Here is a 20134-nt window from a genome sequence, read left to right as displayed (position 1 = left end):
TCCGCCGGCCGGACGGGTCATTCCGCGGCCGACGCCGCCTTCGCGACCAGGCCCTTGCCGTCGGACGCGGTGAGGGTGAGGGTCCGGCCCTCGACCTTCGCGGTGAGCGGGCCGCTGCCGAAGAGACCGGTCAGGGTCCGCTCCACCTCGCCCACCGGGCCTTCGCAGGCCATCCTGGTCGAGGTGAGCGGCCCGAAGACGACCGAGGAACCCTCCACGGTGGCCTTGGCGCTGAACCGGTTGCAGCCGAGGCTGCCGCTCACCGAGGAGTCCGCGGCGATGGTGAACTGCGCCTTCCCGGCGGCCCCGGCGGGCAGGGAGGCCACGGTCCCCGCGCTCACCAGGGCCTCCACGGTCCAGTGGGTCGTGGTGAGCGGGGCGTCCGGTTCCGCGGGCGTCGAGGTCATGGCGATGGTGCTCCCGTCGGCGGTCTTCAGGGTGAGCCGGTCGGGCCCCCGGTCGATGGTCAGCCTCCCCCGGAACAGCTTGGCGAAGGCCGTCTCGAACTCCATGTCCGCGCAGGCCATGAGGCTCGTGGCACCGGGTGTGACGGTCACCGCCGAGGTTCCGGAGAAGGCCGCAGCCGCCGAGAAGCCGTTGCAGCCGTAGTTCCCCTTGACCTGGTCCGGGCCGATCGTGAGGCGGGCGGTGTCGGGCGCGTGCAGGGTCCGGCCGCCCGTGGTCAGGGACTCGACGGTCCAGGAACCCACGGGGTCGGGGAGCACGGCGCTCCCACCGTCCTCGGCCCGGCCGCAGGCGGCCAGGGCGAGCGCGAGGACGAGGGCCACACCCGCGGGGGCGGGGACGTGCCGGAAGGTACGCATGCACGTGGGACGGATCCCGCGCGGCGCCGGTTCCACGCCGGGCACCTCAGCTCATGACCGGGAGCAGCGCCGACAGGTCGGCCCGCTCACCACTGGCCCTGACCTGCGCGTCCTCCACTGCCGTGGCCCAGTCGGTACGCCCCGTGGCCAGCCGGATCCAGGTCAGCGGATCCGTCTCCACCACGTTCGGCGGGGTGCCGCGGGTGTGCCGGGGCCCCTCGATGCACTGGACCACGGCGAACGGCGGGATCCGCACCTCCACCGAGCCGCCCGGCGCCTTCAGCGCGAGGGCGTCGGCGAGCAGCCGCGTACAGGCCGCCAGGGCCTGCCTCTCGATCGGGATGTCCGCCCCGAGCGCCCGGTTGAGGTCGTCGGTGTGGACCACCAGCTCCACGGTCCGGGTGACCAGGAAGTCGGCCAGGGTCATGTCCCCGATCCACAGGTCCATCACCCGGCTGCCCGGGTTCGCGGCCAGCTCCTCGGCCATGCGGGCGCCGGCGCGCTCGTACAGCTCGGGCAGCGGGGCGCCGCCCAGGGTCTCCTTGGCTGCCTCGGCGATCTTCCCGGCGAGCGACGCGGTGGCGAAGGGCCACTCGACGGCCGTCAGTTCCGGTACGGCGGCCGGGGGCCGGGCCAGCCCGGCGGCCAGCGAGTGCGCGATCCAGGCGATGTGCGCGGCGAGTTCGGCGACGCTCCACTCCCCGACCCCACTGGGCCGCGCGAGCTGCTCCTCGCCCAACTCCCGTACGGCATCGCCCACATGCCCGAACTGCGCGGCGACCGCGGCCCGGATCTTCACGGCGTCGTAGGTACGCGCCCTCTTCTTGGCGGGTGGCATGGCCCGACCCTATCCGCCGGGGCGGACAGCGGACCGGGCACGCAACACCGGACGGCACCGGGCGCACCCGACAACGCCGGAGCCCCCGCCCGGAGGACTCGAGGACTCCGGACGGGGGCTCGGGAACGAGCGCGGGATCAGGCGAGCAGCGCCGGGATCGTCGTCTCGTGCGCGGTGCGCAGTTCCGCGAGCGGGATGCTGAACTCGCCCTGGATCTCGATCTCCTCGCCGTCCACCACGCCGATGCGGGTGGCCGGCAGGCCGCGTGCACCGCACATGTCGGTGAAGCGGAGCTCCTCGCTGCGCGGGACGGCCACGATGGCCCGGCCCGCGGACTCGGAGAACAGGAAGGTGAAGGCGTCCAGGCCCTCGGGCACCACGATCCGCGCACCGTTGCCGCCGCGCAGGCAGGACTCGGTGAGCGCCTGGATCACGCCGCCGTCGGACAGGTCGTGCGCCGCGTCGACCATGCCGTCGCGGGACGCCGAGATCAGGATCTCGCCGAGCAGCTTCTCGCGGCCCAGGTCCACCTTGGGCGGCATGCCGCCGAGGTGGTCGTGGACGACCTGGGACCAGGCCGAACCGCCGAACTCCTCGGCCGTGTCGCCCAGCAGGTACAGCAGCTGGCCGGCCTCGGCGAACGCCATCGGCGTGCGCCGGTTGACGTCGTCGATCACACCGAGGACCGCCACGACCGGGGTCGGGTGGATCGCGGTCTCACCGGTCTGGTTGTACAGCGAGACGTTGCCGCCGGTCACCGGGGTGCCCAGCTCCAGGCAGCCGTCCGCGAGACCGCGGGTGGCCTCGGCGAACTGCCACATGACGCCCGGGTCCTCGGGCGAGCCGAAGTTCAGGCAGTCGGAGATGGCGAGCGGCTTGGCGCCGGTCGCGGCCACGTTGCGGTACGCCTCCGCCAGCGCGAGCTGCGCACCCGTGTACGGGTCGAGCTTCGCGAAGCGGCCGTTGCCGTCGGTGGCCATGGCCACGCCGAGGTTGGTCTCCTCGTCGATGCGGACCATGCCGGCGTCCTCGGGCTGCGAGAGCACCGTGTTGCCCTGGACGAAGCGGTCGTACTGGTCCGTGACCCAGGACTTCGAGGCCTGGTTCGGGGACGAGACCAGCGCCAGGACCTGCGCGCGGAGCTCCTCGGAGGTCTGCGGCCGGGGCAGCTTGCCCGCGTCGTCGGCCTGGAGGGCGTCCTGCCACTCGGGGCGCGCGTACGGGCGGTGGTAGACCGGGCCCTCGTGGGCGACGGTGCCCGGGGGCACGTCCACGATCTGCTCGCCGTGCCAGAAGATCTCCAGGCGCTCGCCGTCGGTCACCTCACCGATGACGGTGGCGATGACGTCCCACTTCTCGCAGATCTCCATGAAGCGGTCCACGTGCTGCGGCTCGACGATCGCGCACATGCGCTCCTGCGACTCGCTCATGAGGATTTCCTCGGGCGAGAGCGTCGCGTCGCGCAGCGGGACGGTGTCCAGCTCGACGCGCATGCCGCCGGAACCGGCGGAGGCCAGCTCGGACGTGGCGCAGGAGAGCCCGGCGCCGCCGAGGTCCTGGATGCCCGCGACCAGCTTCTCCTTGAAGATCTCCAGGGTGCACTCGATGAGGAGCTTCTCCTGGAACGGGTCGCCGACCTGGACGGCGGGGCGCTTGGTGGGCTTGGCGTCGTCGAAGGTCTCGGACGCGAGGACCGAGACGCCGCCGATGCCGTCGCCACCGGTGCGGGCGCCGTAGAGGATGACCTTGTTGCCGGGGCCGGAGGCCTTGGCGAGGTGGATGTCCTCGTGCTTCATCACGCCGATGCAGCCGGCGTTGACCAGCGGGTTGCCCTGGTAGCAGGCGTCGAAGACGACCTCGCCGCCGATGTTCGGCAGGCCGAGGCAGTTGCCGTAGCCGCCGATGCCCGCGACCACGCCCGGCAGGACGCGCTTGGTGTCGGGGTGGTCGGCCGCGCCGAAGCGCAGCGGGTCGACGACCGCGACCGGGCGGGCGCCCATGGCGAGGATGTCGCGGACGATGCCGCCGACGCCGGTGGCCGCGCCCTGGTAGGGCTCGATGTAGCTGGGGTGGTTGTGCGACTCGACCTTGAAGGTGACCGCGTACCCCTGGCCGACGTCGACGACGCCCGCGTTCTCGCCGATGCCGACGAGCATGGCGTCGTTCTGGGGGACCTTCTCGCCGAACTGCTTCAGGTGGACCTTGCTGCTCTTGTACGAGCAGTGCTCGGACCACATGACCGAGTACATGGCGAGCTCGGCGCCGGTGGGGCGGCGGCCGAGGATCTCCCGGATCCGGGCGTACTCGTCCTCCTTGAGGCCGAGTTCCTTCCAGGGCTGGGAGGCGTCCGGGGTCTCGGTGGCGTTCTTGACGGTGTCGAGGCTCATGCGGAGACCAGCTTCTTCAGGACCGAGGTGAAGAACGGGAGGCCGTCGGTGCGGCCCGTCCCGATCAGCGGCTCGACCGCGTGCTCGGGGTGCGGCATGAGGCCGACCACGTTGCCCGCGGCGTTGGTGATGCCGGCGATGTCGCGGAGCGACCCGTTCGGGTTCACGTCCACGTACCGGAAGGCCACGCGGCCTTCGGCCTCGAGCTCGTCGAGGACGCGCTCGTCGGCCACGTACCGGCCGTCCATGTTCTTGAGCGGTACGGAGATCTCCTGGCCGGCGGTGTAGTCGCCGGTCCACGCGGTCTCCGCGTTCTCCACCCGCAGCTTCTGGTCGCGGCAGATGAAGTGCAGGTGGTTGTTCCGGAGCATCGCCCCCGGCAGCAGGTGGGCCTCGGTGAGGATCTGGAAGCCGTTGCAGATGCCGAGGACCGGCATGCCGGCCTTGGCCTGCTCGATGATGGTCTCCATCACCGGCGAGAACCGGGAGATGGCTCCGGCGCGCAGGTAGTCCCCGTAGGAGAAGCCGCCCGCGAGGACGACCGCGTCGACCTGGTGCAGGTCCTTGTCGCGGTGCCACAGCGAGACGGGCTCGGCCCCCGCGAGGCGGACGGCGCGCAGCGAGTCACGGTCGTCGAGCGTTCCGGGGAACGTGACGACTCCGATGCGAGTGGTCACCGTCAGGCCTCGACCTTCACGGTGAAGTCTTCGATGACGGTGTTGGCGAGGAACGTTTCGGCCATCTTGTGGATGCGGTCGAGGGCGGCCTGGTCGACCGGTCCCTCCACTTCCAGTTCGAAGCGCTTCCCCTGGCGGACGTCGGCGATGCCCTCGAAGCCAAGGCGCGGCAGTGCACGCTGCACCGCCTGGCCCTGAGGGTCGAGGATCTCCGGCTTGAGCATGACGTCGACTACGACGCGTGCCACTGGCACTCCCGATGGGTGGTTGGTGCGAAGGCGGTTCCCTCAGCGTACCCGGCCGAAATTTCTACGCGGGTAGATATCCCTCGGGCGCATCAGACAGCCCGTTTCGGCTTCACCAACGCTTCGCAAAATCCACCGGAAAAACACGCACCCGGGATTGCGGCGGGACACGCGGAGACAATTAACTGGGCTTCGCAATGCAATGGGAATCGCGGTACAAAGGATTCCACCAAGATTCCAGCGGAATCACGCATTGCTCCGAAACATCCACACAGGCGACATCACCGCACGTCCCGATGGGTGGGCGGCGTCGCACGAAGGGACCGATATCCGTGGCGCAGCGCGTAGTAGTCACGATCTCCGACGACATCGACGGCGGAGAAGCGGCGGAAACGGTCACGTTCGGCCTGGACGGTAAGTCCTACGAGATCGACCTCAATCTGGCCAACGCAAAGAAACTGCGGAAGAGCCTCGCGCCCTTCGTGGCGGCCGGGCGCCGGCAGGCCCGTTCCGGGAAGACGTACAAGCACACCTCGCTGGCCCCGGACCCGGCGGTCGTCCGCGCCTGGGCCCGGTCCAACAGCCTCGACGTGCCGCCGCGCGGCCGCATCCCGAAGCGGGTGTACGCGGCGTACAACGAGGCCCACTGAGTCCACCGGGGCCACCGGCGCCTGCCGGGGGCCCCGCCGAGGGCCTCTAACGGGGCCTGCCGGGGGCCGATTTGCCATCCACCCCCTCCGATCCGCTAGTGTGTGGATCACGCCGAGGGGCGAGGCCGCAGGTCAAAGCCCCGAAGGTCGTGCGGGTGTAGTTCAGTAGCAGAACATCCCCCTTCCAGGGGGAAGGCGCAGTGTGCGATCCCTGTCACCCGCTCTGCAACGCTTTACCGACCACTCCGGTGGATCGGGTAGAGTGATGCACGCATCGCAGCGGCATTCATGCCGAGGCAGCATGCGGACGTAGCTCAGTTGGTAGAGCACCACCTTGCCAAGGTGGATGTCGCGCGTTCGAGTCGCGTCGTCCGCTCAGCGTGCAAAGGCCCTGATCATTGATCAGGGCCTTTGTCGTATGCGTTTACTCACCGGGGGGCTGGGACCGTGTCGAAGCTGACGGGGTGGTGGAGGAACCGCAGCAGTGCGGCCAAGATCGAGCTCTACACCCGCTGGTCGTTCCACCTGTTCGTCCTCCTCGAATCCCTCTCGGTCCTCTTCGGCCTCGCCCCCGAGGGCCTCGGATCCGTCAGCGCCGCCCTGCTCCTGCCCCTGTGCGCGCAGATCGCGCTGTGCGGAGTGCTGTCCTCCAGGGCCTTGGACTGGGTGCTCGGCCGCCGCGAGCGGCCCGTACGGCTGGCGGCTGCCGTCGCCGTGCTCACCGCCTCGCTGGCGGTCGCCGTACTGGTCCTGCGCTCGGCCGGCGCCCTCTCCCACGCGGGCGTCGCCCCCGCCCTCGTGGTCAACACGGTCGCGTTCGCATCGGGTTCGCTGACGCTGGCCCTGACGCGGGTCCGGCACATGCTCTGCGTGGCCCCGGCCGCGGGCACCTCGGCGGCGGCCGTGGCCCTGGCGGTGGGGCACCCCGCCACAGAGGCGACCGGCTACGGCGTCGGCGTCTTCCTCACCTGCGGCCTGCTCGTCCTGGCCTGCGGCTTCTCCTCCTGGCTGCTGAAGACGGTCTACGAGCTCGACCGGGCCCGGGAACTCCAGGCGCAGCTCGCCGTCGCCCAGGAGCGGCTGCGCTTCGGACGGGACCTGCACGACGTGATGGGCCGCAACCTCGCGGTGATCGCGCTCAAGAGCGAGCTGGCCGTCCAGCTGGCCCGGCGCGAACGCCCCGAGGCCGTGGACCAGATGATCGAGGTCCAGCGGATCGCCAGCGAGTCGCAGCGCGAAGTGCGCGACGTCGTACGCGGCTACCGCGAGGCGGATCTCACCGTGGAACTCGAGGGGGCCCGCGGGGTGCTCAGCGCGGCCGGGATGGACTGCCGCGTCGAGGTCGACGCGGGCGGCGCGCTGCGCCCCGAGGTGCAGTCGGCACTGGGCTGGGTGGTCCGGGAGGCCACCACCAACGTCCTGCGGCACGGGGACGCGCGCAGCTGCGTGATCCGGCTCACGGCGCCCGACGGGGGCGCGCTGACGCTGGTGGTGGAGAACGACGGGGCCCCCGAGGTACCGGCCGGACCGCCGGGCTCCGGTCTCGCGGGCCTGCGGGAGCGGCTCGCGGCCCTGGACGGCACCTTGGAGGCCGGCCCGGTCGGCGGCGGCCGGTTCCGGCTGCTGGCCCGGATCCCGGGCGGACGACTGCGAGGACTGGAGGCGCGGGCATGAGCCCCGTACGCGTACTGCTGGCCGACGACGAGCACCTGATCCGCGGCGCGCTCGCCGCACTGCTGGCCCTGGAGGACGACCTGCTGGTCGTCGCGGAGGCGGCCTCGGGGCCGGAGGCCCTCGCGATGGCGCGCGCCCACCGACCCGACGTGGCGGTGCTGGACCTGCAGATGCCGGGGGCGGACGGTGTGAGCGTGGCCACATCGCTGCGGGCCGAACTCCCCGGCTGCAAGACGATGATCGTGACGAGCCACGGGCGCCCCGGGCACCTGAAGCGGGCCCTCGCGGCGGGGGTGCGCGCCTTCGCGCCGAAGACGGTGTCGGCGCAGCGCCTGGCCGAGCTGATCCGGACCGTGCACGCCGGAGGGCGTTATGTGGACCCCGAGTTGGCCGCCGACGCGATCAGCGCGGGGGACTCCCCGCTGACCGCGCGCGAGGCCGAGGTGCTGGAACTCGCGGGGGACGGGGCGCCGATCGCGGAGATCGCCGAGCGGGCCTCGCTGTCGCCGGGGACCGTACGGAACTACCTGTCGTCGGCGGCGACGAAGCTGGGCGCCGGGAACCGGCACACGGCAGTGCGTCTCGCACGCGAGCGGGGTTGGGTATAGTAGGTCTCGCGTTACGGCGCACCTGCGGACATAGCTCAGTTGGTAGAGCACCACCTTGCCAAGGTGGATGTCGCGCGTTCGAGTCGCGTTGTCCGCTCCATCGAAGAAGCCCCCGGTCCTGTGACCGGGGGCTTCTTCGTGTCTCGGGCGGGGCCCCGGGGCGGGGTCCGGGGCCGCGTCCCAGGCCCGGGTCCGGGCCTGGGACACCGGGCGTCAGGCCCAGCCGAGGCCGGTCAGGCGCTCGTACGCCTCGATGTACTTGGCGCTGGTCTGCTCGGCGACCTCCTGCGGGAGGGCCGGCGGCGGGAGTTCGCCCGTGCGGTCCCAGCCGGAGGCGGAGGAGGTGAGCCAGTCGCGGACGAACTGCTTGTCGAAGGAGGGCTGCGCGCGGCCCGGCTCCCACTGGTCGGCCGGCCAGAAGCGGGAGGAGTCCGGGGTCAGCACCTCGTCGCCGGCGACGAGGGTGCCCTCCTTGTCGAAGCCGAACTCGAACTTGGTGTCCGCCAGGATGATCCCGCGCTCGCGGGCGATGTCCCGGGCCCGGCCGTACACGGCCAGGGTGGTCTGGCGCAGCAGCGCCGCCGTCTCGGCACCGGTGGTGCGCGCGACCTCCTCGTACGAGACGTTCTCGTCGTGCTCGCCGACGGCGGCCTTGGCGGCGGGCGTGAAGATCGGGGCGGGCAGCTCGGAGCCGTCCACGAGCCCCTCGGGGAGGGCGAGTCCGCAGACCGTACGGGTCTTCTCGTACTCGGCGAGGCCGGAACCGGTGAGGTAGCCGCGGGCCACGCACTCGACCGGGACCATGTCGAGGCTCTTGCAGATCAGCGTGCGGCCGGCCCAGTCGGCGGGGGCGCCCTCGGGCAGGTCCGTGCCGATCACGTGGTTCGGGACGAGGTCGCTCAGCTGGTCGAACCACCAGAGCGAGAGCTGGGTCAGGACGCGGCCCTTGTCCGGGATCTCGGTGGGGAGCACCCAGTCGTACGCGGACATCCGGTCGCTGGCGACCATGACGAGGTTGCCGTCGCCGTCACGGTAGAGGTCGCGCACCTTGCCGGTGTGGAGGTGGACGAGGCCGGGCACCTGAACCGGCTCGGGCTTTTCGACGAATCCGGACACGGGGTCTCCCTGTGGTTCTGTACGAGCGCAGCCCCATTCTCCCGTACCGGGGGCCGTGCCCGGCTCCGGGGGTGTCCGGGTCCCGCTCAGTCCCGCTTGCAGATCCGGTCGAGGAGATTGGCTGTGGCCCGCTGGACCCGTTCGTCGACGTGGCCGGGACGGTCCAGGGCCGGGGACCAGGCGAAGGTGCCGGACGCGAAGACCAGGGCGCCGCTCGGGGCCCGGTACAGGGAGGTCTCCTGGTGGCGCTTGGCGCCCTCGCCGTCGCGGTACGGGGAGTGCGCGAGCAGGATCCGGTCCCGGTGCTCGGGGAGCTGGGTGCGCGGGAAGTACCGGTCGGCCTCGCCGGCGACCAGGCCGGGGAGCTCGTCGTTCTCGGCGGCGCCGGTGGAGTCCCAGAGCCAGTGCGTGGCGTTGCGCACGATCAGGGGCGCGGGCTCGGGGACCCGCCCCGCGTACTGGATGCCGAGCAGCTGCTGCTCCGGGCGGTCGACCTCGCGCCAGAGGCCGGGGCGGCCGGGGCCGCGGCGTTTTCGGCAGGTGAGGAGCCGGTCGTCGACCCCGGAGGGGGAGGGGCCCAGCTCGACCTGCCAGTACATGGTGTTGGCGGAGAGGAAGACGAGCGAGGTGCCGTGGTCGCGGGCGCGCTCGACGGTGCGGCGCATGGGGGCCGACCAGTACTCGTCGTGGCCGGGGAAGACCAGGCCGCGGTAGCGGGCGGGGTCGACGCGGCCGGCGTGCAGATCGCGGGTGTCGGCGTAGGCGATGTCGTAGCCGTAGCGCTCGGCCCAGCGGATGAAGTCGTAGGCGTGGCCCACGTGCAGGGGCAGGCCGGCCCCCGCGTAGGGCCGGTCGAAGGAGACCGTGACGGCCGCGTCCTGCTCGCCGAGCAGCCGGCCCTCCTCGTCCCAGGCGTGGTAGAGGCTGGCGCCGGTCCGCCCGTCCTCGGGATAGAGGTTGTAGGCCTGCCAGGTGATGTCGGGCAGCAGCAGGAGCAGGTCGGCGGGGTGGTCGTCGCGGACGGTGAAGGGGATGTGGGACCGGTAGCCGTCGGCGGTGGTGAGGACGGCGACGTACGCGCCGACGCTCCAGTAGGAGGGGACCTGGAGCCGCCAGGAGAGCCACCAGTGGTGGCAGGAGACGGTGCGGTCGGCGGTGAGCGGGGCCGGCTGGACGATGCCCGAGAGCCGGGGGCTCGTGGTGATCTTGGAGGCGCCGTCGCCGCCGTAGTGGCCGATTCGGTAGACGTCGACGGAGAACTGCTGGGGCGGGTCCACCGTGATGTGGAAGTCGATGGCCTCGCCGGGGGTGACGGCCCCGGTGGAGGCGAAGCCCTTGATCTGCCGGTGCACGTCGTCGGCGGTGCGCGGGCCGCCGTTGCCGCGGGCGCGGGGGATCTGGCCGGGGGCGAGGGCGGGGTCGGCGAGCGCGGGGTCCACGTACCAGGGCACGACGTGCCCGGTGTCGTCGAAGTACAGCTCGCTGCCACGGAACCACGGCAGCGGGCCCTGGCCGAAGGGATCGTTCACCGCGTGCGCGAGCGCACCTGACTCCCAACGCCGGATCTGGTCCGCACCACCCATACCGCTCCCCTCCCTCGCTCCCCCGAACGGCCTCTGAACACACCGGCACGGCACGGTTTCGGGACATCGAACCGCTACCGGTCCCAGCACATCACATAACGCACTCATTCCGTCACCGTTCGCCACATCCGGAGCGCGTGGAGTGCGGGTCCGCCGGGACCGGACCGGCGGGGAGGCAGTCGTACGCGCCGTCAGACGAGGCGGACCGGCTTCTCCGGGCGTACGCCGAGCTCCGCGAGCCAGTCGCGCAGGGGCTCCGGGTCCCCGTCCTCCACCAGGCTCAGCACCCGGGGGGCCAGGTCCGCGCGCCGTTCGCCGCCGACCAGGAGGACCGGGCCGTCCAGCCAGTCCAGCCCGGGTGCGGCATCGGCCGAGTCGACGGCCGCGGCGCACACCATCGCCGTGACGTGGTCGGCGAGCAGATCCCGCCCGCTGCGGGGCGGCTGGAGCGGGAACAGCGGCACGGTGTCCGCCCCGCGCGCCACTCCGCCGCCGGCGCCGCCCGCTCCCGTGGAGCGTTCCTCCCGGGCCAGGTCACCGCTGAGCCGGCCGGCCAGCGCCTCCCCGGCCGCGCCCTCTCCGGCGGCGTCCGTGAGATAGCCCAGCACCCGGTCCAGCGTCGGCCCCGGGCCGGCCGGGACGGCGAGGGCGTCCAGCGACGCGTGCAGCCGGGCGGCCTCCGCACGCCATTTGCGGTCCACGACCTCCTCCGGATACGCCGCCCAGTCCACCGGCGACCAGTCCGGGCCGGCCTCGGCCGGACCGCCGTGGAACAGCCGGGCGGCGAGCAGCGAAGCCGCCTCGTCGATCACTCCGGGCCGCTCCAGCAGATCGCACGCGGGCCGCTCGCCGAGCCGCGAGGTGAACCCCTCGGCCAGCCGGTCGCGCCGGGACAGCTCGGTCAGCGCGGAGACCACCCCGGCGTCGAGGTGCGCCGGCCAGCGGCCCATCCGCCACGCGGGCAGCGCGACCCTGGTCAACAGCCGGTCCCAGCCCGCGTAGGCGAGGCCGACCTGCTCCTGGGCGACGATGCGCAGCCCGTAGTCCACCCCTTGCGCGCGGTCCGAGGCGGCGGCCGCGACCCCGCGCTCCATCTCGGCGGCGTCCGTCTGGCACAGCCTCAGCAGCAGCCGGGCCGGGCGGCCGATCCAGCCGAGTCCGGGCCTGCTGCCCACGTCCGCGGCGGCGTCGAGCCCGCGGACGAAGCCCCGGGCGTCGGCTATGTCCGGATGGGCCGAAGGGCCCGTACCGGCGACGACGGGCGCCAGGACCGCCCGCAGTTCGGCGACCCGCATCCACCAGAGGAACGGCGAGCCGATCACCAGCACGGGAGCCGCACCCGGCTCCGTCTCGCGCCCGCCCGATATGCCGCCGCGCCGGTGGGCCGCGTGCGTACGGTCCTCCAGCCAGCTGTCGCAGTCCGGCGTCAGGGCTATCGCCGAGGGCGCCGGCACGTCCATCCGGTCGGCCAGGTCCCGCACCATCCGGTACAGGTCGGGCGCGGCGGACTCCGGCAGCGGCACCGTCGGCGTCACGGCCGGGCTCGCCCGCAGCACCACCGCGGCGAACACCCCGCCGGCGAGCAGCACCAGTGCGGCCACGACGCACACGACGAGCGTCACGACCGGCCAGGGATCACCGGCCAGCCGGCCCGTCATCCGGGCGCTCAGCAGCACCACCGCGAGGGCGGCGGGCAGCACCCCGAGGGCCAGTGCCCGGCTGCGCACGCGCAGCACGGCCAGGGCCCGGGAACGCGCGGACGGCGCGCCCCCTTCCACGATCGAACCCGTTCCGGACACGGCCGGACCTCACCCCCTCTGCCCTGCGGCGGTTTTGCTCACTCCCCCACTGTGACACCCGCCACTGACATCGCAATGCCGGTGGGCCAAGTGCCGGAATGCTTGGCATCGCACCCTAGTTGGGGAGCGAGCGGCAGTCAGCCGGACCGGGTGACCATCACCCGATGGAATGGCTTTGGGTAAAGCTGGCTGCGTTCGAACGCGGCCGGATGCACTCGTACGCGGACACGCGCGCGGGCCCGGCCGCACCTGGGTGCGCACCGGGCCCGCGTGACGGAAGCCCCGCTGCTCAGCGGCCTTCGGCCGCCTTGGCGGCGATGTCCGTACGGTGCTGGGAGCCGTCGAGCCGGATCCGCGCGACGGCCTTATACGCCTTCTCGCGGGCCTGTGCCAGATCGGAACCGGTCGCCGTCACCGACAGCACGCGGCCGCCCGCGCTGACCACCGCCTCGCCCTCGCGCCGGGTCCCGGCGTGCAGGACGTACGCGTCGGGACCGTCCTCGGCGGCCACCTCGGCCAGGCCCTCGATCGGGTCCCCGGTGCGCGGGGTCTCCGGGTAGTTGTGGGAGGCGATGACGACGGTCACGGCCGCGTCCGCGCTCCACCGCAGCGGCGGCTCGGCGTCCAGGGTGCCGTTGGCGGCGTGCAGCAGCACGCCCGCGAGCGGGGTGCGCAGCCGGGCCAGGACCACCTGGGTCTCGGGGTCGCCGAAGCGGGCGTTGAACTCGATGACGCGGACGCCGCGCGAGGTGATCGCGAGGCCGGCGTACAGCAGCCCGGAGAACGGGGTGCCGCGGTGGCGCAGCTCGTCCACGGTCGGCTGGAGGACGGTCTCCATGACCTCCTCGACCAGCTTCGGGTCGGCCCAGGGCAGGGGCGAGTACGCGCCCATGCCGCCGGTGTTGGGGCCTTCGTCGCCGTCGAGCGCGCGCTTGAAGTCCTGCGCGGGCTGGAGCGGCAGCACGGTGACGCCGTCGGTGATGGCGAAGAGGGAGACCTCGGGGCCGTCGAGGTACTCCTCGATGACGACGCGGTCGCAGCCGAGCGCGTGCGCGCGGGCGGCGTCCCGGTCCCCGGTGACCACGACGCCCTTGCCGGCGGCCAGGCCGTCGTCCTTGACGACGTACGGGGCGCCGAAGGCGTCGAGGGCCGTGTCCACCTCTTCGGGGGTGGTGCACACGTAGCTGCGGGCGGTCGGGACGTCGGCCGCGGCCATCACGTCCTTGGCGAACGCCTTGGAGCCCTCCAGCTGCGCCGCTTGCGCGGACGGGCCGAAGACGGGGATGCCCGCGGCGCGGACGGCGTCGGAGACGCCGGCGACCAGGGGCGCCTCCGGGCCGACGACGACCAGGTCGGCTCCGAGTTCGGTGGCGAGGCGGGCCACGGCCGCGCCGTCGAGGGCGTCGACCGGGCGCAGCTCCGCCACCTCGGCGATGCCGGCGTTGCCGGGAGCGCAGTACAGCGCGTTGACGTCGGGGTCGAGGGACAGAGAGCGGCACAGGGCATGTTCGCGGGCGCCGCCGCCGATGACGAGGACCTTCACGCCCTGCAGCCTAGCCCGCGTGGCGGGATGCCCTTCGTGCGGCCACCCAATGAGACGGCCCTACTCGTTTGTGTATTCCTCTATGACGGTGGCTCCGAGCTCGCGCACGATGAGGTCGTGTCCGGTCAGGGCGCTGTCGACCAGATCCGGATCGTCCTCCTCCGGTACGTCGTCCTCGGGCGCGACCGGCGGGGGCGCCTGCCGTACGGGGGGCTGCGGCGCGGAACCGCCCTGCTGGGCCGGTGGCTGCGGCGGCTGGTACGGCTGCTGCGGCGCGGCGGGACCCGGCTGCCGGTCGGGGGCCGGGGCGGCGGGTGCGGGGTTGTAGGCGGGCGGGGCCGCATACGCGGACGGGGCCTGTGCGGGCTGTCCGCCGCCCGCGCCGACCACGGCGTCGATCTTCCAGTTGACCTGGAACTGCTCGGCGAGGACCGCCTTGAGCACGTCCTCGCTGCCGCTGCTCGCGAAGTTGTCGCGGGCTCCGGGGTTGGGGAAGCCCAGTTGCAGGGTGGTTCCGTCGAAGCCGGTGACCTGGGCGTTCTGGCTGAGCAGGATCCAGGTGAAGCGGCGGCGGTTCTTGACGGCCTCGAGGATGCCGGGCCACATCGCCTGGACCTGCCCGGCGCCGGCGGCCATGCCGGGAGAGGGGGCGGCGGCCGGAGCGGCCGCGGGGGCCGGGGCGGCCGGAGCCGGGGCGGGCGCGGCCGCGGCGGCCTGGCCCGAACCGGGCGCGGCGGCGCTGGGCCAGGCCCCGGCGGCGGGAGCGGCTGCGGGCGCGGGTGCCGCCGAAGCCGGGGCGGCGGCTCCGGGCCAGGCGCCCGGGGCGGCCCCGCCACCGGGCTGCGCGGCCCCCGGCCAGGCGCCGGGCGCGGCGGCGGGAGGTGCCTGCGCGGCAGGGGCCTGGGCGGCGGCGGGAGCCGGAGCCTGGACCGGCGCCGGAGCCTGGACCTCGGCCGGGGCCGGGGTCTGCACGGGAGCGGGCGCCTGTGCGGCCGGAGCCGCCTGCTCCGGCGCCCGTACGGCGGCAGCGGCGGCCCGCGCGGCCGCGACGGCCCCGCCGGGCCCGGCCGGGGCCATGCCGTGGGCCTCGGGCCCGGGCACGTAGCCCATGGCGGGCCCGCCGGCCGGGGCGGCGGCGCCGGGCGTGAACCCGCTCCGCTCCAGCCGGTCGAGCCTGGCCTGGAAGGACCGCTCGTCGTCGAAGGCGGCGGGCAGCAGCACCCGGGCGCAGATCAGCTCCAGCTGGAGCCGCGGCGAGGTGGCACCGCGCATCTCGGTGAGCCCGCTGTTGACCAGGTCGGCGGCGCGCGACAGCTCGGCGGCCCCGAAGACGGACGCCTGGGCCTGCATCCGCTCGACGACATCGGCGGGGGCGTCGATGAGCCCCTTCTCCCCGGCGTCCGGCACCGCGGCGAGGATCACCAGGTCCCGCAGCCGCTCCAGCAGGTCGGCGACGAACCGGCGCGGGTCGTTGCCGCCCTCGACCACCCGGTCGACGACCTCGAAGGCGGCCGCCCCGTCCCCGGAGGCGAAGGCCTCGACCACGGAGTCGAGCAGCGAGCCGTCGGTGTACCCGAGCAGGGAGGTGGCCATGGCATACGTCACACCGTCCTCGGCGGCACCGGCGAGGAGCTGGTCCATGACGGACATGGAGTCACGCACGGAACCGGCGCCCGCCCGCACGACGAGCGGCAGCACGCCCTCCTCGACCTTGGCCCCCTCGCGCCCGCAGACCTCGCCCAGGTAGTCGCGCAGCGTCCCGGGCGGTACGAGCCGGAACGGATAGTGGTGCGTACGGGAGCGGATGGTCCCGATGACCTTCTCGGGCTCGGTCGTCGCGAAGATGAACTTGAGGTGCTCCGGCGGCTCCTCGACCACCTTCAGCAGGGCGTTGAAGCCCGCCGAGGTGACCATGTGCGCCTCGTCGATGATGTAGATCTTGTACCGGCTGGACGCGGGCCCGAAGAAGGCCTTCTCCCGCAGGTCACGGGCGTCGTCCACGCCACCGTGGGAGGCCGCGTCGATCTCGATGACGTCGATCGAGCCCGGCCCGTTGCGCGCCAGGTCCTTGCAGGACTGGCACTCGCCGCAGGGCTCGGGGGTGGGACCCTGCTCACAGTTCAGGCAGCGCGCCAGGATGCGCGCGCTGGTGGTCTTGCCACAGCCTCGCGGACCACTGAACAGGTACGCGTGATTGACCCGGTTGTTCCGCAGGGCCTGCATCAGGGGGACGGTGACATGCTCCTGCCCGATGACCTCGGCGAACGACTCGGGGCGGTAGCGGCGGTACAGCGCAAGGGACGACACGTCTACGAGGTTATCCGGGCCCACCGACAAAGACGTCCCGCCGAGGGCCGCGCAGGCCGCCCCGGAACGCAAAGCGCCCCCCACGCACCCGCCAGAGCCCACTTACCCTTGCTGCCTTCCGGCCCTGGGGGAGTTGGGTGAGATAGCGCCACGTGAGGGGCTGGGCCCCACCCTAGCGGATGAAAGCCCCCGGAATCGACCCTGCCCCCGACGGGGACCCGACCGGGAACCCGCCCAGGTCGCCCCTCGGATCCCCCGTCGGCGATCACGTTCGCGAGCACCCCTCAACGTCTTGTATTGTTTGCGGCGGAGGATTCGCCTAGTGGCCTAGGGCGCACGCTTGGAAAGCGTGTTGGGGGCAACCCCTCACGAGTTCGAATCTCGTATCCTCCGCCAGTGCCTCACCGGGCACTTGAAGGCCCCGACCGGGAAACCGGCCGGGGCCTTCTGCGTTGCTCCGTCTCACTTTCCGTCTCAGTTGTCCTGGGACGGGCCCCACAGCACTTCGCCGACCTGCCCGGCGGCTTTCTTCAGCAGCGGCGCGGTCACGTGCATGTACCGGGCTCGCATCCGGGCAGCGCCACCCGGCTCCCATCCCATGATCGCGTCGACGACGACATCCGGGACGCCCAGGAGCAGGAGGACCGTCGCGGCTGTGTGGCGTGCGTCATGGAGTCGCCCATCCCGTACCCCCGCGTCCTGAAGCAGCTGCTTCCACCGGTGGTAGTCCGTGTTCGGGATCAGCGGTCCGCCCGTGGGCGAGGCGAAGACGTAGCCCGTGCCTTCCCAATCCGTGCCGGCCGCCGCCTGTTCCCGCTTCTGCTCTTCCTTGTGCGCGCGGAGCAGCTTGATCAGCGGATCGGGCAGCCCGATCGTCCGGCGTCCGGCGCGCGACTTCGTGTTCTTGTATTCACGGCGGATCTGCTCGCGCTGCGGGCAGTACCCAGGCTTCCGGCCGCAGGGCTCCGAGCAGCCGTGCTGATACTTCGGGCGAAGCCTGTTCTTGCGCGTCCGCAGATACCCGGCGTCCAGGTCGACATCCTCCCAGTGGAGTCCGAGCGCCTCCCCCTGTCGCAGGCCGAGCGCCAGGGCGACGACCCACCGGGCGCTGTTGCGGAGCTTGGACGCCTCCAGCAGTAGCCGCTGCACCTCTTCGATGTCGTACGGCTCGATGTCCTCCTCTTCGAGCCGGGGGGCCTTGGCGATCTCCGCCGCGTTCGTGGCGACGTGGCCTCTCCGCACTGCTTCACCGAGCGCGACCCGGATCGTCCGGTGGACGTGGTGCGCGGTGGCGGCCTTGCTCCCGGACTTCTGCATCTTGGCGTAGAAGGTCTCCAGGTGTTCCGGCTCCAAGCGGTCGAGCCGATGGGCTCCGAGCCCAGGGACCAGGTGCACGCGAACGTCCACCTCGTAGCCGTCGTAGGTGTTCTCCGAAACGTACTTCTGGGCGATGTTGTAGACCCAGTGCTCCGTCCAGGTCTTGACCGTCCAGCGCTGTCCGGCCTTGGGCAGCTTGTTGGCGTCCCGCTTCTTCTCCATCTCGCGGACTGCCTTGACCACCTCAGCCTGAGTCTTGCGCTCAACGTGCCGCCGGTCCGGCCGGCCATCATCCCGAACGCCGACGGTCACGCGGCCATGCCACTTCCCGTCCTTGCCGAAGTAGATCGAGGACGCCCCGTTGGGCTGCCGAGTTCGCTTCATCTCACTCATGAGCACCCCCCTCAAGCCGCAGTACGGAGCTTGGCGACGTACGCGGGCAGCGCGTCTGGCGGTATGCGCCGCAGACGACCCACGGTGACCGATTCGAGCGCCCCGGAGGCCACGAGGGCGAAGCACGTCGTGCGGCCGATCCGCAGGCGGCGGGCAGCCTCCTCAACCGTCAGCAGGACGAGCGTGGGGTCATGCGGGTCGTTCACGGGCCCTCCTCAGGGTCGAGCGCGGCGCATGCCTCCCGGGCGACGTCGCGGTTGGTCTTGATGTCGTTGGCGATGCTGGCGGCGAGCCAGGACTCACCCGGGGTGTGTCCGTGTCCGGCGTAGGTCCAGTGCGCGAGGACGAGCGTGGAGCCCTCCGCGTCGTCGTCGGGGTCGGGCAGCCCGCGTTCCCGGCGCTCTTGGGCGGCGCGGTAGTCGGCGCGGGTCTGGCGGAGGGCTCCGAGGGTGGTGGAGTAGGCGCGGGACTTGGTGGAGAAGTGGCCGCGGAAGCCGAGCATGTGCGACCAGTGCGCCAGCAGCCGTTCCGGGTAGGCGTCGTCCAGGTGCCAGCAGGCTTCGATCAGGCGCCGGGTGTGGGCGGGCAGATGCAGCTTGTCCAGCTCTGCCAGCTCCCCGATGCGCCGGTCGGCGGTCCCGGTCGTCTCAGCTGCCTTGGTCGCGTACTTCGCCACGTACGAGGCAACCGCAGTCTCGGTCAGCTCCTCGTGTCCGAGACCACCGATGGGCTGGACATCGACCTGCGTGCCCCAGCCGAGGGCCCGGGCGGGGAAGTCCCCGGAGGCGGGAACGGTGACGGCGACTCGTCCGGCCGCAGCCCGGATCGCATCATCGAGCAGGCCCACCGACGCCCAGGCGGGCGGAGGAGTGTCGGGGCCGTCCGGGCCGTCGAGGCGTACGACCGTGTGGAAGTGGACCGCTCCGCGCTTCTGGAACTCGGCGACCTTCCCGAAGGAGACCCGGCATCCCTCCTTCATCTCCGCCTGTGTGATCCCGGCGCGGGCAGCGATCTCCCGGCGCAGGTAGATCGTGAAGCGCTGCCAGAGCTGTCCGGCGTAGTTGTTCCACAGCACCGCGCCCGCGTAGTCGTACCGCTCCGGGTTCAGGGCCGTGCCCAGGAGAGCATCTGTCTCGGGGTGGGCGGTGCCGCAGCGGCAGCGGCCGGAAGACGGGCGGTTGTGGACCGGGCCGAACGAGGGGGCTGTGAGGGTGGCGAACACCCTGGGGTGGGAGCGGACCGTGACGGGCACGTCCTTGCGCTCATCGCCGGTGATCCCGGCCCGGATCAGGTGGTAGGTGTCCCCGGCGTAGGTCCAGGCGCAGGAGGGGCAGCGGGAGGCCCGCCGGTTGCCGCAGGCGACCCGTAACCGGCCCCCGGGCTCGTCGGCGGTCGAGTACGAGTAGAGGACATCCCCGGTCTGCCGGTCGCGGGTGACGGTGGAGCCGGTCAGGTGGATGGGGTCCGAGCAGCCGCCGGTACGGCGCACCTGTTCCTGCCACCGGTCGAAGCCGGGCGCGGCGGCGACCCGCAGAAGGTCGGCCAGGGTGAGCGGGTCGGTGCCCAGCGAGGCCGCAGCACCGGCCACGGCCTCAGGGGCGACGGGGAAGACCGTCACGCGGCCACCGCCAGCGCAGTGGTGTTCGCACGTGAAGGGGTGTGCACCAGGCAGGGCCGGTACACGGGGGATCCCTCCACGTATTCGGGTTCCTCTACCCAGCCGGTGAAGCCGTCGTCCATGGGCCAGCCCTCAACGAAGCAACCGCAGCCACTCCCGCCGTCCTGACCGGCGTGGGCGCAGTAGCAGGGGATGAGCGAGCCGGTGAAGCCCGTCATGGAACCATCCGAGTCCACGTCCACCAGGGATCCGGCGCAGTCACCGCAGGGCGAAAGCGGCTCACCCGTCTCCCACACGAACGGAACGGCAGAGGGGCAGGGCTCCCCCGTCCGGTGCATCAGCACGCCAAGCCCATCGGAGTGCACCCAGTCCGAGCCACAGGCCACACCGCAGCCCTGACAGGAAGACGGGATGACGATCGCATCGCCCGCACGGGACAACGGGAGGGATAACCCAGCAGAGACCGAAGCAGCGAGGATTGCAGGCATGATGAAAGCTCCCTTCCAGGGATGGGAGCGGCGGACTGCTTGGCGGTAGGGCGCCGCTCCCAGCTAG

Annotated in this window: 17 protein-coding genes, 4 tRNA genes and 1 other RNA gene; 7 read left to right on the top strand and 15 right to left on the bottom strand. The window is 72.3% G+C overall.

What is annotated here, in order from left to right:
* Nucleotides 1-17 precede the first annotated feature (17 nt).
* From ACFY1T_RS10935 to purS, 5 genes are all read right to left on the bottom strand, one after another.
* Nucleotides 18-824, bottom strand: coding sequence for an META domain-containing protein (locus ACFY1T_RS10935; RefSeq protein ID WP_390787866.1), 807 nt, complete (start codon nucleotides 822-824; stop codon nucleotides 18-20).
* Between the two features lie 46 nt (nucleotides 825-870).
* Nucleotides 871-1662, bottom strand: coding sequence for a sterol carrier family protein (locus ACFY1T_RS10930; protein WP_390787865.1), 792 nt, complete (start codon nucleotides 1660-1662; stop codon nucleotides 871-873).
* A gap of 137 nt (nucleotides 1663-1799) precedes the next feature.
* Nucleotides 1800-4049: a phosphoribosylformylglycinamidine synthase subunit PurL gene (gene purL / locus ACFY1T_RS10925; RefSeq protein ID WP_390787864.1), complete on the bottom strand. Its 2250-nt coding sequence runs from the start codon at nucleotides 4047-4049 to the stop codon at nucleotides 1800-1802.
* A complete protein-coding gene (purQ, locus tag ACFY1T_RS10920; protein WP_030857975.1) occupies nucleotides 4046-4726 on the bottom strand; it encodes a phosphoribosylformylglycinamidine synthase subunit PurQ in 681 nt (226 codons plus the stop codon). The genes purL and purQ overlap by 4 nt, the downstream gene beginning before the upstream one ends.
* Nucleotides 4727-4728: 2 nt before the next feature.
* A complete protein-coding gene (purS, locus tag ACFY1T_RS10915; protein WP_008740952.1) occupies nucleotides 4729-4980 on the bottom strand; it encodes a phosphoribosylformylglycinamidine synthase subunit PurS in 252 nt (83 codons plus the stop codon).
* A gap of 323 nt (nucleotides 4981-5303) precedes the next feature.
* On the opposite strand from purS, the gene ACFY1T_RS10910 reads away from it, so the two are divergent.
* The 6 genes from ACFY1T_RS10910 (at nucleotide 5304) to ACFY1T_RS10885 (ending at nucleotide 8003) form a co-directional block, all read left to right on the top strand.
* On the top strand, nucleotides 5304-5621 hold the full coding sequence (locus ACFY1T_RS10910; RefSeq protein ID WP_030857973.1) for an Lsr2 family protein: 318 nt from the start codon (nucleotides 5304-5306) through the stop codon (nucleotides 5619-5621).
* 151 nt (nucleotides 5622-5772) lie between these two features.
* A tRNA-Gly gene (locus tag ACFY1T_RS10905) sits at nucleotides 5773-5844 on the top strand.
* 80 nt (nucleotides 5845-5924) lie between these two features.
* Nucleotides 5925-5997, top strand: a tRNA-Gly gene (locus ACFY1T_RS10900).
* A 71-nt stretch (nucleotides 5998-6068) separates the two neighbouring features.
* Nucleotides 6069-7295, top strand: coding sequence for a sensor histidine kinase (locus ACFY1T_RS10895; protein WP_390787863.1), 1227 nt, complete (start codon nucleotides 6069-6071; stop codon nucleotides 7293-7295).
* The gene (locus ACFY1T_RS10890; RefSeq protein WP_030857970.1) at nucleotides 7292-7903 is read left to right on the top strand and encodes a response regulator transcription factor; all 612 of its coding nucleotides are present in this window, start codon (nucleotides 7292-7294) and stop codon (nucleotides 7901-7903) included. The genes ACFY1T_RS10895 and ACFY1T_RS10890 overlap by 4 nt, the downstream gene beginning before the upstream one ends.
* Nucleotides 7904-7927: 24 nt before the next feature.
* Nucleotides 7928-8003, top strand: a tRNA-Gly gene (locus tag ACFY1T_RS10885).
* Nucleotides 8004-8116: 113 nt separating this feature from the next.
* On the opposite strand, the gene ACFY1T_RS10880 is transcribed toward ACFY1T_RS10885, so the two are convergent.
* The 6 genes from ACFY1T_RS10880 to ffs form a co-directional block, all read right to left on the bottom strand.
* Nucleotides 8117-9019, bottom strand: coding sequence for a phosphoribosylaminoimidazolesuccinocarboxamide synthase (locus tag ACFY1T_RS10880; protein WP_390787862.1), 903 nt, complete (start codon nucleotides 9017-9019; stop codon nucleotides 8117-8119).
* Nucleotides 9020-9105: 86 nt separating this feature from the next.
* The gene (locus tag ACFY1T_RS10875; RefSeq protein ID WP_390787861.1) at nucleotides 9106-10602 is read right to left on the bottom strand and encodes a N,N-dimethylformamidase beta subunit family domain-containing protein; all 1497 of its coding nucleotides are present in this window, start codon (nucleotides 10600-10602) and stop codon (nucleotides 9106-9108) included.
* A gap of 191 nt (nucleotides 10603-10793) precedes the next feature.
* Entirely contained in the window at nucleotides 10794-12401 is a 1608-nt protein-coding gene (locus tag ACFY1T_RS10870) for a hypothetical protein (protein ID WP_390787860.1), read from the bottom strand.
* 289 nt (nucleotides 12402-12690) lie between these two features.
* Nucleotides 12691-13944 carry a phosphoribosylamine--glycine ligase gene (gene purD / locus ACFY1T_RS10865; protein WP_390787859.1) on the bottom strand — a complete coding sequence of 418 codons (1254 nt, stop codon included), beginning with the start codon at nucleotides 13942-13944 and terminating at the stop codon, nucleotides 12691-12693.
* A gap of 60 nt (nucleotides 13945-14004) precedes the next feature.
* Nucleotides 14005-16251, bottom strand: coding sequence for a DNA polymerase III subunit gamma and tau (locus tag ACFY1T_RS10860; protein WP_390787858.1), 2247 nt, complete (start codon nucleotides 16249-16251; stop codon nucleotides 14005-14007).
* A gap of 66 nt (nucleotides 16252-16317) precedes the next feature.
* An RNA gene (gene ffs, locus ACFY1T_RS10855) (signal recognition particle sRNA small type) lies at nucleotides 16318-16416 on the bottom strand.
* 143 nt (nucleotides 16417-16559) lie between these two features.
* Here ffs and ACFY1T_RS10850 point away from each other — a divergent pair.
* Nucleotides 16560-16647 (top strand) — tRNA-Ser (locus tag ACFY1T_RS10850).
* A 78-nt stretch (nucleotides 16648-16725) separates the two neighbouring features.
* On the opposite strand, the gene ACFY1T_RS10845 is transcribed toward ACFY1T_RS10850, so the two are convergent.
* The 4 genes from ACFY1T_RS10845 to ACFY1T_RS10830 are packed head-to-tail and all read right to left on the bottom strand — an operon-like array spanning nucleotide 16726 to nucleotide 20067.
* Complete coding sequence (locus ACFY1T_RS10845) at nucleotides 16726-17961, bottom strand: tyrosine-type recombinase/integrase (protein ID WP_390787857.1); 1236 nt, start codon at nucleotides 17959-17961, stop codon at nucleotides 16726-16728.
* A gap of 11 nt (nucleotides 17962-17972) precedes the next feature.
* A complete protein-coding gene (locus ACFY1T_RS10840) occupies nucleotides 17973-18167 on the bottom strand; it encodes an excisionase family DNA-binding protein (RefSeq protein ID WP_390787856.1) in 195 nt (64 codons plus the stop codon).
* Nucleotides 18164-19579 carry a replication initiator protein RepSA gene (gene repSA, locus ACFY1T_RS10835; RefSeq protein ID WP_390787855.1) on the bottom strand — a complete coding sequence of 472 codons (1416 nt, stop codon included), beginning with the start codon at nucleotides 19577-19579 and terminating at the stop codon, nucleotides 18164-18166. Before repSA ends, ACFY1T_RS10840 begins: the two co-directional genes overlap by 4 nt.
* Entirely contained in the window at nucleotides 19576-20067 is a 492-nt protein-coding gene (locus ACFY1T_RS10830) for a hypothetical protein (RefSeq protein ID WP_390787854.1), read from the bottom strand. Before ACFY1T_RS10830 ends, repSA begins: the two co-directional genes overlap by 4 nt.
* Nucleotides 20068-20134 lie beyond the last annotated feature (67 nt).

This window comes from Streptomyces sp. NPDC001194 (assembly GCF_042896985.1).
In the GTDB taxonomy this organism is placed as follows: domain Bacteria; phylum Actinomycetota; class Actinomycetes; order Streptomycetales; family Streptomycetaceae; genus Streptomyces.
The sequence above is the reverse complement of the archived record's forward strand: the minus strand, read 5'-3'. Positions and strand labels throughout refer to the sequence as shown.

Coding starts and splice junctions, on each gene's coding strand:
- ACFY1T_RS10935 (WP_390787866.1), bottom strand. CDS start 824: ATGCGTACCTTCCGGCACGTCCCCGCCCCCGCGGGTGTGGCCCTCGTC.
- ACFY1T_RS10930 (WP_390787865.1), bottom strand. CDS start 1,662: ATGCCACCCGCCAAGAAGAGGGCGCGTACCTACGACGCCGTGAAGATC.
- purL (WP_390787864.1), bottom strand. CDS start 4,049: ATGAGCCTCGACACCGTCAAGAACGCCACCGAGACCCCGGACGCCTCC.
- ACFY1T_RS10890 (WP_030857970.1), top strand. CDS start 7,292: ATGAGCCCCGTACGCGTACTGCTGGCCGACGACGAGCACCTGATCCGC.
- ACFY1T_RS10875 (WP_390787861.1), bottom strand. CDS start 10,602: ATGGGTGGTGCGGACCAGATCCGGCGTTGGGAGTCAGGTGCGCTCGCG.
- ACFY1T_RS10845 (WP_390787857.1), bottom strand. CDS start 17,961: ATGAGTGAGATGAAGCGAACTCGGCAGCCCAACGGGGCGTCCTCGATC.
- ACFY1T_RS10830 (WP_390787854.1), bottom strand. CDS start 20,067: ATGCCTGCAATCCTCGCTGCTTCGGTCTCTGCTGGGTTATCCCTCCCG.